Here is a 14,953-nt window from a genome sequence, read left to right on the forward strand (position 1 = left end):
CAAGTTGACACTTCAAGCTAGCCGTCATGAAAAGTTCGACCTACAATACCCTACATGCGGAAATTGAGTAACATTCTGAATTTTATGATAAAGAAGATATTAATCAATACCATACTCATTCTTGTCGGTGTACCTATCTTGCTTGTTACATCGCTAAAATTTATTAACCCCCCAGTCTGGGGCTGGCAAATTAATCGTACCTTTTTTCCTCCAGAAAGCTACCCAGACAATGTGCTTCACAGTTGGTTACCCATTGAACATATATCGCCAGACATGACGTTGGCAGTCATTGCATCTGAGGACCAACAATTCGCAAACCATTATGGTGTCGACATCGACTCAACGTTAAACGCATTAAGTGAAAATAGCACTTCTTCTAGGCGGGGGGCGAGCACAATCACCCAGCAGACCGCAAAGAACCTCCTCCTATTTCCGAGTCAGACATACGTTAGAAAAGCCTATGAACTCTACATCGCTCTATTAATGGAATTAATTTTAGGAAAGCAGCGTATTATTGAACTCTACCTGAACATCATTGAGTTTGGACCCGGGATTTATGGTGTAGAAGCCGCCAGTCAGTTCTACTTTGGCACTTCTGCCAGTCAATTATCGCGAGTACAATGCGCGCAACTTGCCGTCGTACTGCCCAACCCTTATCGCATTAGCCCTGTGCCCGCTACTCCCTATGTTCAGCAACGAACGCAATGGGTAATACAGCAAATGAGCAACCTCGGATCTATTCCGTTGTAAACTTTGATCATTACGCATTACCGTCTTCAATGACAGGCTGAGAAGAGTACCGCCTCACTTGGCTAAACAGTAACACCAACGCCATCAGAGCAGCAGAAACGATGTAGAAGCTTCCCAAGCTTTTCGATCCGGCAATCCAATGTTCAACTAGATAGGCCCCTAGTACTCCAGCAATCATCATCTGTATCGATCCCGACAACGCAGACACTGCACCAGCCTGGGATTTATGCGGTCCTAGTAGCAAGCTAATTGAAATTGGAAAGGATAAACCCTGTGCCACGGTGAGCAAGGTAAACGCAAATATTAAATTCACTACAGACATTGACGTCATTAGCAACCATAAGCCTGATAATGCCATGATAGTGATCGCCAGCAATAGTAACCATGCGTTTGAAAAGTAGCGGTTAAGTATGTTGAGCGATACGCTCCCCATCAATAAACCTGCAGATGGGATGATCATTATTGAGCCGTACTCAGCAACCGTCAAACCAAGCTCATGCTGCATTAAAAATGGGAAAATACTCAAAGAGACAACAGCCCCTAAATAACTGATCCAATTATAGCTAGCACTGCCTATTACTTGAGGGTTGACGATAAGCTTAGAATAGGTGTGTAAAACCCCTCGCACTTCAAAGCGTTTAGGGCTGTACGGCAAGGTTTCTGGCAAAATAAGCCAACCAAGGAGGTAGATGGCAATAAGATACGCAAGGACACAAACAAAGACCGCGTGCCAGCCCCATTGAAACGCCACCCAACCGCCAAACACGGGGGCTACGATAGGCATAATAGAGGCGGTCATGGAGATGTACGACAATGCTTTTGTCAGCTGCTTTCCATCATAGCTGTCTCTAAGCACACTTCGCCCAAGCACCGACGCACTGCCTGCACCAAGCCCTTGCAATAACCGCCCTGCTTCCAGCGCGATTAAATGGTCGGCGAAAATAATACACACCAGCGTACCAAGTAAGTAAATGCCCTGCCCAAGTAAAAATACTGGCCGTCTGCCAATTGAGTCCGACAACGGCCCATAAAACAACTGCGATAGACCAAACCCAACTAAAAACAGCGTGACAAGCATTTGCGCATCCACCTGAGTCAGTGACAAAGACTCACTGATCAAGGGCAATGATGGCAAATAAATGCTCACGCCCACTTGCCCAGTAGCAATGATCATCATTGCCAAAAGCATAGGGGTTTTATTAAATGATTTTGACTGTTCTTTATTCATGTATACATTCTATATTGCGTATTAGTTTATGATAATAGAGTATGATGGAAATAGATTATGTCTTAGCAGGAAACAATAGGGGCGCATATGGATTGGATTCAAAGCATCAATAGTTACATCAAAGTCGTCGAAGAAGGCAGTTTCAATGGCGCAGCTAGACGCATGAACACAACAAACTCAGCAATTAGTAAGCGTATTCATTGGCTAGAAGAGATTATCGGTGTCCAACTGCTTAAACGCACGACCCGATCCGTGACACAAACGGAAGCGGGTGCGCTGTTTTATCAACGTGCAAAGGACTCAATGGACCGATTTCAATCGATCATCGATGAGACTCGCTCGGTCAATCAAACACCAGCAGGGCTGTTAAGAATTGGCGCCACTATCGCGGTAGGGTCGAAGTTTCTTGTTCAGTACTTTAATGATTTCCTCACTCAATACCCTGAAATTCGTATCCAACTCACTACCACCGCTCCGGGACAACTGCCCGACTCCAATCTCGATGTGTTTATTAGCCGTGAAATTGAGCAAATGAACTCTTTGAGTATGAAGCAGACCAAACTGTTCGAACAGAGAATTGGCTTTTATGCCGCTCCTTCATACATATCGCAACACGGAGAGCCCACATCAATAGAAGAGTTGAAACAACATAACATTCTGATATGGGGGGAGCGCCCACAAAGAGAGTATAAAATAAACAAAAATCAAAGAGTCATGTTATCAGGTAACTTTGCGACCACTAACCCAGAGGCGCTTTTTTTCGCCGCAAAAAGCGGGATGGGAGTACTAATTAGTAACGATATTATGATCAAAGAGGATGTTAAATCTGGCGCACTGACTCGGATCCTACCCGAGATACAAGCTGAGGATTCCACCGTGTACGCCTATTACCCCGCACTGGATTATGAACATACCAGAACCAAGCTATTTCTTGATTACATTAAATCCCGACTGGCACAGTCGAATGAAAGCGAGCAAAGCGTGTTGTAAAGTCACAACAGGTCGTTCGCTTAAACATTACCGTTAGACCCTCAATATGTCTAAGCGAAGCGCGATTTATCAACCAAATACTATGATATTTCCTCATACATTTTCTATACAATTCCACGCAATTACTGGCGAAGCTCTATGCAATAATAAGTGTTCTGGTTCACTTGGAGTCTCGCCTTGATTGTTTTATTTGTTGCCTGCTTACTCAGCTACGTTTTATTGACAGGGTTTGCTGGATATAAAGCTTATCAGAGTCAACAGCTCCATCTAGCCGATACCTTACTTCCCATTTGGATCATCGCATGCTGGTCATCACTCGCAGCTTTTGGTTTTGGGCAGCAAAGTCTTGGGAATCTCATAGAGCTTCCACTCCTGCTTTTTCTTACCAGCCTGCTCTACAATTTCCAGGTCTATCTTGTCCTTTCAAGCCCGAGCAAAAGGTTGCTAACAAGACATGCTATTTACATCGTCACGCTTATGATGACCATTACGACTCGCCTCTTTTTCCCGCTGATTGTGGAATGATTGACATCAAGAGTACCATAGCATCCGTTATTGACAGCCGACCTAACACTCTCACTGAACCTTCTTGAACTATCACTTATCACTTATCACTTATCACTTATCAGCTTAACCTTATTACTAATCGTTACGTTTCGTTTATCCGTCACTGGTTATTTCACGTTATCATTCGATTATCGTACAATCACAAAAGTACCATATGGAAGTGGGGACACGACAGAGTGTTATTTTGCTGGCCTAACACAAATAAGGACTGGATTTTATGTTAACGACAAACGTTCTAATCGCAGGTGCGACTGGCTATCTCGGTCAGCATATTGTTAACGAAGTGGCCGCGAGAGGGATGACCTTAAAAGCATTAGTACGTAGCCCAAAGAAGCTTTGTCAACAGAAACTTAGTCAACAACACATACTCCCAGAGCAGATTATTCAAGCAGAGGTGACTGAGCCAGAAACGTTGCACGGCATCTGTATCAATACCGATGTCGTTATTTCTGTCATTGGCATTACTCGCCAAACGGATAAGTTGTCCTACGACGAAGTCGACTATCAAGGCAACCTCAATTTACTGCGTGAAGCAAAAGCAGCTGGCGTCAAAAAATTCATTTATGTGTCAGTATTTCGAGGAGAACAACTGCAAGATGTAGCGATTTGCCGCGCGAAAGAAAAGTTTGTCTCGGAACTCAAATTATCAGGGCTAGAATACTGTATTATCCGCCCTACAGGTTTCTTTTCTGACCTAAGTGAAATATTTCATATGGCACAAAAGAGTAAAGCCTATTTATTCGGCGATGGTGGGTTTCGCAGCAATCCCATACACGGTGCAGATTTAGCCACTGTATGTGTTGATGCTATCACAACCAACGTGGACGAAATCGCAGTGGGGGGACCGGAAGTGTTGAGCCACAAAGAAATGGTAGATATTGCCTTTGATGTGCTAGGTAAGCAGGCGCGTATTCGCTACATCCCAGAATGGATTCGAAAAAGTGCGCTTTGGTCTGCTCGTCATCTAACACCAAAATACGCCAGCGGCCCTCTCGAGTTTTTTATGACGGTAATGGCTATGAATATGGTCGCACCAACTTATGGTACACAAACATTGCGCGCCCATTTTGAGAGCTTGCATAGCCAACCCAGCAGTGAGCCTAGTCGCTAACATTAGATTCAACGTGACCTCATGCGCACAACGCTGCTGCAGGCAAACCATACAAAAAAATCGATGCGAATAAGAACGACTAATTAGAAAGGTGGTGATAATCACCACCTACCATCACAGTTTAGCCCAACACCGACATTAGTTTAGCGCCACTTCAACATCTGTCTTGATTTGGCTAGAACACGCTAGTACAAAGCCATTCTCTACGTCTGCTGCCGTTAATGTTTCCGTACTTGAAGACTGCACTTGTCCTACTTTCACCTTACATTTACAAGAACCGCATATGCCGCTACGACATGCCGCAATAACAGGAACCCCGCCTTTTTCCAAAGCATCCAATAGTAAACTGCCCGCTTCAGCGTCCAACTCTACGCCAAAATCAGGAACCATGACCTTAACTGAGGTAACATCTTGGGTTACGTCTGTTACCGTACCGTCGGTAATATGCTGCGATTCCGCTGGAGTAAAGCTCTCTTGATGGAAATGAGACATATCGAAATCCGCTTGCTCCAATGCCGACTTAACCACTTCCATGAACCCGGTAGGTCCGCACAAATAAATCGTGCGATCGTGAAAGTCTGCCACTAATTTTAGCAGCCACTCTAGGCTAATTACACCCTGTGGATACTCGGTGCCACTGCTATCTTCGAGCAACATCTTAAGATTGAAGTTATCAACCGTATCATTCAATTCACTGATTTTATTGAAATAGATAGTATCTTGCTTGCTTTTCGCTAAATGCAAAAATTCAATGTCTACATGCGCGTTATTGGCCAACCAATCATCGACCATTGACATCACTGGGGTAATACCACATCCGGCGCTAATCATCAGCACCTTCTCTTGAGGTATACAATCCACATTGTTGAACTGACCCACGGGTGTCATTGCCTCAACCCGTTGACCGACCTCTAATTGCTCTACAACGTGATTTGACACTAAGCCATTCGATACACGTTTCACCGTAAAACGTAAACTGCTGTCCCCAGGCTTCGAACTTATTGAATACGCGCGAAAGTGCTTGTTACCCTCGATATCAAAGCCTAATGATGAAAACTGACCAGGCTTGAACTGAAACGTTACATCATGACGATTTGGCGACAACTCAAATGTGACCGAATCTGGTGTTTCAAACCATTTCTTCGTGCACGTAAGCGCCACTGCCCCTGACTGAGACCATGCCATATTACTCTCCTAACAATTGGCAATAGCGCCCTAAAGCACCATTGCCATTTTACTTAACAACATGGCGAACAAATGAAGCTCGTCATTCACTACGCCGCTAAAATAGTTTTAAGATCTTCTTCAACCGTTGTAATACCACGCATATCAAACTTGTCTTGCATGATTTTCAGTAGGTTATCGGTTAGGAAAGCCGGGGCCGTTGGGCCGGTATAGATGCCTTTAACGCCTAGAGCAAACAGGGTTAGCAAAATCACAATCGCTTTTTGCTCAAACCAAGACAGCACAAGCGTTAATGGCAACTCGTTAATCCCACAATCAAACTCATCTGCGAGCGCGAGAGCAAGTTGAATTGCTGAATAGGCATCATTACATTGGCCTACATCCAAAAGACGAGGAATGCCATTGATGTCACCAAATTCATTCTTATTGAAGCGGAATTTACCACAAGCCAACGTCAGAATAACGCTGTCATCTGGCGCTTGAGCCGTAAAGTCCGTGTAATAACTGCGTTCAGATTTATCACCATCACAACCGCCCACTAGGAAGAAATGCTTAATCGCCCCCGCTTTCACTTGTTCAACCACAGCAGGCGCGGCTTGCATCAGCGCATTACGACCAAATCCAACCGTAATCATGTGCTCAATTTCGTTATGCTTAAAGCCCTCTAATGCAAGTGCACAATCAATCACTTGACTGAAATCGTCACCTTCAAGGTGAGCCAAACCCGGCCAGCCAACAATGCTACGGGTAAACAGACGATCAGCGTATTGACCAACATCTGGGTTCAGTAGGCAATTGGACGTCATAACAATAGCGCCTGGGAAGTTAGCAAATTCTTTTTGCTGATTTTGCCAAGCACTGCCGTAGTTACCGGCTAGATGAGGGTATTTTTTAAGCTCTGGATAAGCATGGGCAGGGAGCATTTCACCGTTGGTATAAACGTTGATGCCTTTCCCTTCGGTTTGTTGCAAGATTTTTTCCAAATCATGTAGGTCATGTCCAGAGACTAGAATACATTTGCCTTGAATGGTCTTCACATTTACTTGGCTTGGCTCTGGATGGCCAAAGGTGTCGGTTTCACCTTTATCCAGCATTTCCATGATTTTGTAGTTCATTAAACCAATCTGCATGGAGGTGTTGAGTAAGGCTTCGAGCTCTGTCGGGTCCGTACCTAACCAAGACATAATTTGATGGTATTCCGCGTAGACCGCCTCATCGGTTTGCGACAGCACTCGAGCGTGCTCTAGATAAGCCGCCGCCCCTTTTAAGCCATAAAGACACAACAAACGCAGCCCAATAACATCTTCATGTAAGCTATCGTGACCACGGTTTACCGCCGCTGTTGGTGCAAACGCCAACAACGCTTCTTTTGACGTAGGTAAGTCAAATAATGCCGCTGACGACAAAGCATCAAGTTGAATGTCTTGCAGGGTTGCAGCTGCCGTAACTTGCTCTTGCAGTCGTTGCTTATAAGTCGCGGCTAGGTTTGCGAGTTCAATAATACGCTCAGGATCGAAGTTTACGTTGGTCAATGTTGAGAAAAATGCACGAGGTGCCCATTGATCAATCTCTTGATCAATAATGCCAACTTTGCGGCCTTGCTCTGCCCAAAAAGAGACACCTTGTAACGTATAGACCAATACATCTTGCAGATCAGACACTTCTGATGTTTTGCCACACATGCCTTGAGAGTATGAACAACCCTTAGATACAGGGGTTTGGATAGTTTGTTCGCATTGAATACAGAACATATTTAGAACTCCAGTGTTTTCAATTCCTTGCTCTGGTGCATAGCCAAAGCCATTTATTAACTACTGGGTAATTGCACTTACCGTGCCAAAAGAGTAAAAAATATAACCAATTGAATTATATGAAATTTAACAACAAATCCACAATTAAAACGTGTCATTTAGACTGCCATCTACCGAGTACAAATAAACATCATTATGTCTAAATGACATGATATTTAATCTATCAACAAGGTTTAAAGGATTGTTCGCCGTTACCGTTGTTGGTAAGGTAAGAAAAAATAACAAGAAAATGAATTTTAGTGAACGCAGTAGTCTTTGACAATGTCGATAAATGGTTTGGTGAATTCCAAGCGCTCAACGGTATCAATTTAAACGTTAAACAAGGTGAAATTGTCGTTATTTGCGGACCGTCTGGCTCTGGAAAATCGACGCTCATTCGCTGTGTTAACGGGCTAGAACAGCACAATAGTGGTGCTATTACCGTACTTGGCCACCCTAATAACGCCAAGAATATTGCCCCGGGACAAGTCGGGATGGTGTTTCAGCATTTCAACCTATTTCCACACCTAACCGTACTTGAAAACCTCACGTTAGCGCCTATTCGCACACTCAAGCTATCAAAAGCCGCCGCAAATGAACGTGGGCTCGAAATGCTCGCCCGAGTCAAAATAGCCGATCAGGCACACAAGTACCCATCTCAGCTTTCTGGAGGGCAACAGCAACGCGTCGCAATTGCTCGCTCGCTATGTATGAAACCCACCATATTGTTGTTTGATGAACCCACTTCCGCGCTCGACCCTGAAATGATTAGTGAAGTGCTAAATGTGATGATAGAGCTTGCAGAAGAAGGGATGACAATGCTTTGTGTCACTCACGAAATGGGGTTTGCTAAGCGAGTCGCTGATAAAGTGGTTTTTATGGATGAAGGTCGTATTATCGAATTAGCCTCACCTAGTACTATCTTTGACGCTCCCGCTCACCCTCGTACCAAAGCATTTTTAGATAAGATCCTTAACCATTGATGACATCAAAAGCAGCATCTCAATCAGCTCTGGTAACCATCATTAAGCCAGTCGCTTCAGCACTATTACAAATAGCCATCATTATCTTTGGCCTAATTTGGCTGCTAGATAGCGGTGCTCAAAACATGGGATACCATTGGCAATGGGAACGAGTGCCACATTACCTCGCCTTTTATGAAGATGGAACATGGTGGCCTGCCGAGCTACTTGATGGGTTGTTAGTAACCATACAAATTAGCGCCGTGGCGCTGATCTTCACCCTCATATTTGGTTTAGTCACAGCCCTACTAAAGCGTTCAGATTCTATTGTGGGAAGAGGTATTGCGCACTGCTACGTTGAGGGGATTCGAAATACCCCTCTGCTGGTACAAATCTACCTACTTTACTTCGTTTTCGGCCCAATCATTGGGCTCGACCGCTTCTTTACAGCTGTACTCGCACTCGCACTATTTCAAGGCGCGTACACGGCAGAGATACTCCGAGCGGGGTTAATGAGTATTCCCAAGGGCCAAAAAGAAGCGTGCCGAAGCGTCGGGCTATCACCATTTTTCACCTATTACGATGTGATATTACCTCAAGTCGTGCGCCGCACTCTGCCGCCGCTCACCAATGAGGTTGTATCACTGATTAAAAACTCTTCTATTGTTAGTGTCATGGCGATTTTTGACCTTACTACCGAAGGGCGAAATATTGTTTCCGAAACCGCGATGCCGTTTGAAATATGGTTTACCGTTGCGGCTATTTATTTGGTATTAACACTCTCGCTATCGGCTGTTTCAGCTTGGCTAGAGCATAGACTAAACACCGAAAAAACGACCTAACCTCATTTGTACTCAAGGAGCCACACGATGAAAAGGACATTAACGACAGTAACCAAGGCCGCGGCGGTTCTGCTTTTGGGGCTAAGCGCATCCATTAGCGCTTATGCTAGCGATACACCAAACCTCGACAAAATTAATGAAAGAGGTACATTACGCGTTGGTATGTCTACCTTCGTTCCATGGGCAATGCGCGACAAGCAAGGGGATCTCGTCGGCTTTGAAATTGATGTGGCAAAACGATTAGCGGCAGATTCTGGCTGGAAAGTTGAATTTGTTCCAACCGCATGGGACGGTATCATTCCAGCACTATTATCACAAAAATTTGATGTCATCATTGGTGGCATGTCCATTACACCTGAGCGCTCTAAAAGCGTGCTCTTCACGCAACCATACTCACATTCTGGCGTACAAATTGCGGCAAGCAAAAAACTTGCTGCCGGATTCTCCACCATTGAAGACTTTAACTCACGACGCGTTAAAATAGCAGCTCGTCGAGGCGCTTATACTGTACAGGTTGCGCGCGAAACCTTCCCTAAAGCTAAAGTTCTTCAATTCGATGACGACGCTCAAGCATTCCAAGAAGTGCTTAATGGCAATGCTCATGCTGTTATTGCCTCTAGCCCAAAACCTGAACATGAGGCAGTGAAAAACTCAAACGCTCTCTTTATCCCGTTTGACGACCGTCTCTCTAAAGGCAACGAAGCTTTCGCTGTGCGTTTAGGTGAAGACGACAAAACTGCGTTTTTTGACCAATGGATCCAAGCCCGAACGGATGATGGCTGGTTAAAAGAGCGCTATGAATTCTGGTTCTCTACCCTCGACTGGCAAAACCAAGTCGCAACTGGACAATAAAGAATGAGCAATCCCGACGCGCTTTCAACCAAGCCTCAGCAGCCACGTTTACAACGTTGGCGCCTAAATACACTCGATGTAGTGCTATTAACACTAGTAGCGATGTTAGTCGTATGGCTTGGTTACCGTTCATCTATTGGTATTCACTACCAGTGGAGATGGCACGAAGCATTCGCGTTGGTTTTCACTCCAAGGGCAGATGGCAGTCTGCCCTATTTTGTTCAAGGCATTCTTTCAACACTTCGACTCAGTCTATGGGGAATGTTGCTAGCATTATCGCTAGGGACATTACTCGGACTGGCCAAACACTCAGCGATTAGAGCATTTGCGATTCCTGCAAACTTATTCATTCAGTTAGTCAGGAATATACCACCACTCGTATTCATCTTTATTTTTTACTTTTTTGTTTCTAATCAACTCATTCCATTACTCGGACTAACCGAAATTCTAAGAGAACATTCAGGATCAATTAATGGTATTCAGTCTTTTCTGTTTGGTCCTAGTCGATTATGGGAGAACTTACTGTCTGGGGTTGTTTGCATTGGGTTACTGTCCTCAGCGTATGTGGCCGAAATTGTCCGTTCTGGATTGGCGGCAATACCAAAAGGACAATGGGAAGCAGGTAAGACACTAGGGCTGTCGACTTGGGGCCAATATAAAGACGTGATTGCCCCGCAAGTCTTAACCATGATAAGTCCAGCTCTTGCGGGACAGGCCATTTCTTTAGTAAAAGACACCTCGATCGTTTCTTTAATCTCGATACAAGAAATGACATTTGTTGGCACCGAAATCGCTAACTCTTCCGGTCTCATCTTCGAAATATGGCTGATTGTTGGCTTATGTTACTTCATTTTGTGCTTATCACTTTCACTGCTATTTAAACGCCTTGAATCACGACACCATCCTTAGGTGTGGAGAATAGCAAAGACCTTTAGTTGCCGATATAACCGTCCATACCTCTCATTAAATAGGCAAATAATGATCCACCAGCAGAACAACAAACAACACCATCAAGTGAATGATTGAAAACTTAAAGGTTTCGATCGCGGTTTTGTTATTCGCAGCGTATTTTAATTTCCACGCATAGTAAATGAATCCAGCACTCAAACCTGTTGAGCCTATGAGATAAAGCAGCCCTGTCATTCCCACTAATGCTGGCATTAAGCACACTAACGCCAATAAAATGGTATAAAGCAAAATAGAAGTTTTCGTATACTCGACACCATGGGTCACAGGTAGCATTGGAATGTCTGCTTTAGCGTAATCGTCCTTTCTATGAATCGCCAATGCCCAAAAGTGTGGTGGTGTCCAAATAAAGATAATCATGACCAATAACCACGCATTCGCATGAAGCTCACCGGTGACAGCTGTCCATCCAAGTAAAGGGGGCATTGCCCCCGCGATCCCTGCAATCACGATATTTTGGGGGGTTGCGCGTTTCAAATATAAGGTATATACCACCGCATAACCCAATAAACTTGCAAACGTAAGCCACGCGGTCAACCAATTGACGATTGCCGCGAGAATGACGAAACCCGCAACCCCAATCCCTGAGGCAAACACCGACACCTTAAGTACGCTCAACTCACCCGATGGCAGTGGGCGTTTATGGGTACGAGCCATAATTCCATCAATTCGGCGATCAATTAGGTGATTAAACGCTGCGGCTGAACCCGCCATCAATGCAATACCCAGCAACCCCATGATCGTTTGTTGCAATGGTAATGCCCCCGGAACCGCCAAACACATCCCAACCAGTGCAGTAAGGATCATGAGCGCCACCACTTTAGGCTTGGTGAGCGTAAGGTAGACTCTCCAGTCAACTTGGTGATCCGCGACAGTTTTAACTGGTGCACTACGAGAAGGGTTAAGCGAAACGCCACCAGCCTGTGTGGTCGAAGCCGTTGTGGATACTACCGCAGTGGATACAGCCGCTGTGGATACAGTCGCTGTGGATACAGTCGTTACTTTGTTCATAGAGATCTCTCCTTGTCTCTAGATACTTTTTCGGGCGAAATCTCATCATAAGATTCGATAACACTAAACGTAGGCTTGCTGAGCGTGGTCACTCGCATTGTGCGGATGACATAATTCGTCTTAATCAACGTTAATAGAAGCAACGCCGCTCCTAGGTTATGAAGCACTGCAACGCCTAATGGTAAATGAAACACGACATTGCTCACACCAAGTAGCAATTGCATCACTAACATTGTCGCTAATGCTTTACCGAGGCGCTTCAAGGCACTGTGTGGCTGACGCATTAATTGATAAATCAGCACTCCCACAACAACCGTCACCAACATTGCGCCTATACGATGTGTAACATGAATGGTCATGCGTGCTGCATAATCTAAAACCCCAAACTCATAGTTTTCTACCCCAAAATGCACGGGTGTAAAGGCCGTGATAAAGTCCAAGGACTCAAACCACTGCCCTTCACATATTGGTAAGCTTGTGCACACCACCGCTGCGTAATTTGACGACGTCCATCCACCGAGCATGATCTGAATAATGGTTAACGCGAGGGCAACTACGGCTAAAGACTTCAGTGAACGAGGTAATCCAAGTTCAGAAAACTTTCTCGAAATCGGCGCTGTCACTAATGTTTGGTTCGGTGTAACAACTTTAGGTTGGAAAGGCTGGCGTTGGGGTGATGCCGAAAGGTCATTGGCGCTTGCTTGTTCTTTTCGTCTATCGATTTCAACACTAGGTCGTAACCGTAGATAACTAAAAAACAGCAGTGAAAACATGGTAAAGCCGCCCAGTAAGTGCCCCATTACAATAATTGGCATGAGTTTCAGTGTCACCGTCCACATGCCCAGTGCCGCTTGAAAAATAATAACAACCGACAAGGATAACGGTAGTACCAAGCCCATTCTGCGGCGCTCTTTGACAATACCAGTCACAGTGATCATAAATACCAGTAACCCTAAACCACCCGCTAAGTAGCGATGTATCATTTCAAGCCAAGCCTTGTCTTGCTCCACAGCCCTTTCGGGATATAGCGTGTTAGCCACTTGCACTTCCACTTTATCCGTAGGCACGGTCAACTGTCCGTAACACCCTGGCCAATCCGGACACCCAAGCCCCGCATCCGCCAGTCGAGTATAGGCCCCCATCGCAATGACAATCACAGTCAGTACTAAACTCAATCTGATTAGATGAATCAATTTCATAGCGACTCCTTGTTATCTCACTTTCTGCTTCCATGCGGCGAAACGTGAGCTTTTTAGCAAATGAACCAACCATTAAGTCACATCAATGCTTTACCCCACACGTGACAATTTAAGTAGCTTACGTAAATCCGTTAGCACTCCTTTACTGTGTGATGCTTCATTCTCAGCAGTCGTCGCCTCAAAAGACATGACGAGCTGTCCTAATGTATCGACAATCACATACCCTTCCTTTGGAACTGCACTGACAAATTGCTCAGTCACCTCTACCATCATCACCGAGTCAGGAAATTCAGGCACCGTTTGACCGGGTAATACATAAACAACTGGCGTCACTCGCTCTTGGTGGCGCCCCAATGCAATATAGGTTTGCCCTAAAACGAATAAACGATTTTGACACGCGGCTTGGCAAACGCTTGGAAGCATATAGCCAAGTTGCCAGCTTTCGTGTTGCAACGGATTATTTACGCCAAGATCTCCAAGGGTAACTCTTGGCTCAACAAGCACTCCGTGGTTGGTAACGCCAGATTGATACCAATGATTAGACAAAATCGTTTTGGCGAAAATAAAAGGCAGGGCAAAGAATAAAATAAGCACAAGTAGGGTCAGCCTACCTTTCCACTGAGCACGACGATTTGTCCCCGAGTCGTTGTGCTTTCTTAGCGAATCTGGCGTGTTTTTGTGTTGGTGCTGTAACGTGTTCTCTTCGCTCATGACGCCTCCTTGCGAGATGATTTGAACGATCTTCTGGCGACAGCAAGCATAATGAATGCAAACACCGCCGCCATAGAAAACCATTGCAATGAATAACCAAAGTGCTTGTTAGAATTCATTGATATCGGCTTCCAAGGATGCACATTACCCGTTGACCCGTCTGTGGGCTGGATGACCCAACCAAGTAAAGGTTGGGTCATCCACTCGGCCATGTCAGCTAAATTCAAGTTCTGAATTCTATAAGTTTTATATGTGCTCGCGTTAACCTCTTGCAACATCGGTAACGTTTCTAAATACAGCGCATTTCCTAATGGATTCGGTTGCTTCTGATATAAACGTCCCGTCACTTGCACATGGCCCGTAAAGGGAGAGATATAAGGCAGCGCATCTCGATTGCCCATCACTGGAGCGAAACCTAATTCAAGCATGATGCGGCGACCGCTAGAATCTTGCGTGAGTTGGTACACCAAATAGCCAACTTTGCCATCAACCGTTTGGTTATCGAGATAAAATAGAATCGGTTCAGGTTGCAACTTCGCCAATATGGGATAACCAAGAAAAGCACGATATTCATGTTGAGCGGCATCAACGTTAGCCATGCTAACCGCGGTGGGAATATCCTGTTCTGACAGTAATGTGGGTGGCTGCTGAGCTCGTTCTGCAAGCATGGATTCAATATCTTGTTTTTCTAACCCACGCTCCCATTGCCAGAAACCCAATTTGACCAATAACGAAAAGACGACCACAGTTAAAATCAACGCCGTCCAAAACCAAGCCGACAGCATACTA

15 protein-coding genes are annotated in these 14,953 nt (G+C 45.0%); 8 read left to right on the forward strand and 7 right to left on the reverse strand.

What is annotated here, in order from left to right; genetic code table 11:
* Positions 1–84: 84 nt before the first annotated feature.
* A complete protein-coding gene (gene mtgA / locus MD535_RS21790; protein WP_265677149.1) occupies positions 85–750 on the forward strand; it encodes a monofunctional biosynthetic peptidoglycan transglycosylase in 666 nt (221 codons plus the stop codon).
* A 10-nt stretch (positions 751–760) separates the two neighbouring features.
* Here the strand turns inward: mtgA and MD535_RS21795 are convergent, their stop codons facing one another.
* Entirely contained in the window at positions 761–1,978 is a 1,218-nt protein-coding gene (locus tag MD535_RS21795) for a multidrug effflux MFS transporter (RefSeq protein ID WP_265677150.1), read from the reverse strand.
* Between the two features lie 87 nt (positions 1,979–2,065).
* Between MD535_RS21795 and MD535_RS21800 the strand changes: the two genes are divergently transcribed.
* From MD535_RS21800 to MD535_RS21810, 3 genes are all read left to right on the forward strand, one after another.
* Positions 2,066–2,968: a LysR family transcriptional regulator gene (locus MD535_RS21800; protein WP_265677151.1), complete on the forward strand. Its 903-nt coding sequence runs from the start codon at positions 2,066–2,068 to the stop codon at positions 2,966–2,968.
* A gap of 177 nt (positions 2,969–3,145) precedes the next feature.
* Positions 3,146–3,493: a hypothetical protein gene (locus MD535_RS21805; RefSeq protein WP_265677152.1), complete on the forward strand. Its 348-nt coding sequence runs from the start codon at positions 3,146–3,148 to the stop codon at positions 3,491–3,493.
* Between the two features lie 259 nt (positions 3,494–3,752).
* Positions 3,753–4,646, forward strand: coding sequence for an SDR family oxidoreductase (locus MD535_RS21810; protein WP_265677153.1), 894 nt, complete (start codon positions 3,753–3,755; stop codon positions 4,644–4,646).
* A gap of 138 nt (positions 4,647–4,784) precedes the next feature.
* Here the strand turns inward: MD535_RS21810 and MD535_RS21815 are convergent, their stop codons facing one another.
* Complete coding sequence (locus tag MD535_RS21815; RefSeq protein WP_265677154.1) at positions 4,785–5,831, reverse strand: hybrid-cluster NAD(P)-dependent oxidoreductase; 1,047 nt, start codon at positions 5,829–5,831, stop codon at positions 4,785–4,787.
* Between the two features lie 89 nt (positions 5,832–5,920).
* Positions 5,921–7,582, reverse strand: coding sequence for a hydroxylamine reductase (hcp, locus tag MD535_RS21820; RefSeq protein ID WP_265677155.1), 1,662 nt, complete (start codon positions 7,580–7,582; stop codon positions 5,921–5,923).
* A gap of 299 nt (positions 7,583–7,881) precedes the next feature.
* Between hcp and MD535_RS21825 the strand changes: the two genes are divergently transcribed.
* From MD535_RS21825 to MD535_RS21840, 4 genes are read left to right on the forward strand one after another with little or no spacing between them, the layout of a single operon-like run.
* On the forward strand, positions 7,882–8,604 hold the full coding sequence (locus tag MD535_RS21825; RefSeq protein ID WP_265677156.1) for an amino acid ABC transporter ATP-binding protein: 723 nt from the start codon (positions 7,882–7,884) through the stop codon (positions 8,602–8,604).
* The gene (locus MD535_RS21830) at positions 8,604–9,425 is read left to right on the forward strand and encodes an amino acid ABC transporter permease (RefSeq protein ID WP_265677157.1); all 822 of its coding nucleotides are present in this window, start codon (positions 8,604–8,606) and stop codon (positions 9,423–9,425) included. Before MD535_RS21825 ends, MD535_RS21830 begins: the two co-directional genes overlap by 1 nt.
* A gap of 27 nt (positions 9,426–9,452) precedes the next feature.
* On the forward strand, positions 9,453–10,277 hold the full coding sequence (locus MD535_RS21835; RefSeq protein ID WP_265677158.1) for a transporter substrate-binding domain-containing protein: 825 nt from the start codon (positions 9,453–9,455) through the stop codon (positions 10,275–10,277).
* Between the two features lie 3 nt (positions 10,278–10,280).
* A complete protein-coding gene (locus MD535_RS21840; RefSeq protein ID WP_265677159.1) occupies positions 10,281–11,186 on the forward strand; it encodes an amino acid ABC transporter permease in 906 nt (301 codons plus the stop codon).
* Between the two features lie 54 nt (positions 11,187–11,240).
* On the opposite strand, the gene cyoE is transcribed toward MD535_RS21840, so the two are convergent.
* From cyoE to MD535_RS21860, 4 genes are all read right to left on the reverse strand, one after another.
* Positions 11,241–12,254 carry a heme o synthase gene (gene cyoE / locus MD535_RS21845; protein WP_265677160.1) on the reverse strand — a complete coding sequence of 338 codons (1,014 nt, stop codon included), beginning with the start codon at positions 12,252–12,254 and terminating at the stop codon, positions 11,241–11,243.
* Positions 12,251–13,453, reverse strand: coding sequence for a COX15/CtaA family protein (locus tag MD535_RS21850; RefSeq protein WP_265677161.1), 1,203 nt, complete (start codon positions 13,451–13,453; stop codon positions 12,251–12,253). The genes cyoE and MD535_RS21850 overlap by 4 nt, the downstream gene beginning before the upstream one ends.
* Positions 13,454–13,543: 90 nt before the next feature.
* Entirely contained in the window at positions 13,544–14,164 is a 621-nt protein-coding gene (locus MD535_RS21855; protein WP_265677162.1) for a hypothetical protein, read from the reverse strand.
* Positions 14,161–14,953: SURF1 family protein (locus tag MD535_RS21860; protein ID WP_265677163.1), on the reverse strand; the 793-nt coding region annotated here is incomplete at its 5' end. The genes MD535_RS21855 and MD535_RS21860, both read right to left, overlap by 4 nt.

The organism is Vibrio qingdaonensis (assembly GCF_026191675.1).
Taxonomy (GTDB): domain Bacteria; phylum Pseudomonadota; class Gammaproteobacteria; order Enterobacterales; family Vibrionaceae; genus Vibrio; species Vibrio qingdaonensis.

Coding starts and splice junctions, on each gene's coding strand:
- mtgA (WP_265677149.1), top strand. CDS start 85: ATGATAAAGAAGATATTAATCAATACCATACTCATTCTTGTCGGTGTA.
- MD535_RS21795 (WP_265677150.1), bottom strand. CDS start 1,978: ATGAATAAAGAACAGTCAAAATCATTTAATAAAACCCCTATGCTTTTG.
- MD535_RS21800 (WP_265677151.1), top strand. CDS start 2,066: ATGGATTGGATTCAAAGCATCAATAGTTACATCAAAGTCGTCGAAGAA.
- MD535_RS21810 (WP_265677153.1), top strand. CDS start 3,753: ATGTTAACGACAAACGTTCTAATCGCAGGTGCGACTGGCTATCTCGGT.
- MD535_RS21815 (WP_265677154.1), bottom strand. CDS start 5,831: ATGGCATGGTCTCAGTCAGGGGCAGTGGCGCTTACGTGCACGAAGAAA.
- hcp (WP_265677155.1), bottom strand. CDS start 7,582: ATGTTCTGTATTCAATGCGAACAAACTATCCAAACCCCTGTATCTAAG.
- MD535_RS21830 (WP_265677157.1), top strand. CDS start 8,604: ATGACATCAAAAGCAGCATCTCAATCAGCTCTGGTAACCATCATTAAG.
- MD535_RS21835 (WP_265677158.1), top strand. CDS start 9,453: ATGAAAAGGACATTAACGACAGTAACCAAGGCCGCGGCGGTTCTGCTT.
- MD535_RS21840 (WP_265677159.1), top strand. CDS start 10,281: ATGAGCAATCCCGACGCGCTTTCAACCAAGCCTCAGCAGCCACGTTTA.
- cyoE (WP_265677160.1), bottom strand. CDS start 12,254: ATGAACAAAGTAACGACTGTATCCACAGCGACTGTATCCACAGCGGCT.
- MD535_RS21850 (WP_265677161.1), bottom strand. CDS start 13,453: ATGAAATTGATTCATCTAATCAGATTGAGTTTAGTACTGACTGTGATT.
- MD535_RS21855 (WP_265677162.1), bottom strand. CDS start 14,164: ATGAGCGAAGAGAACACGTTACAGCACCAACACAAAAACACGCCAGAT.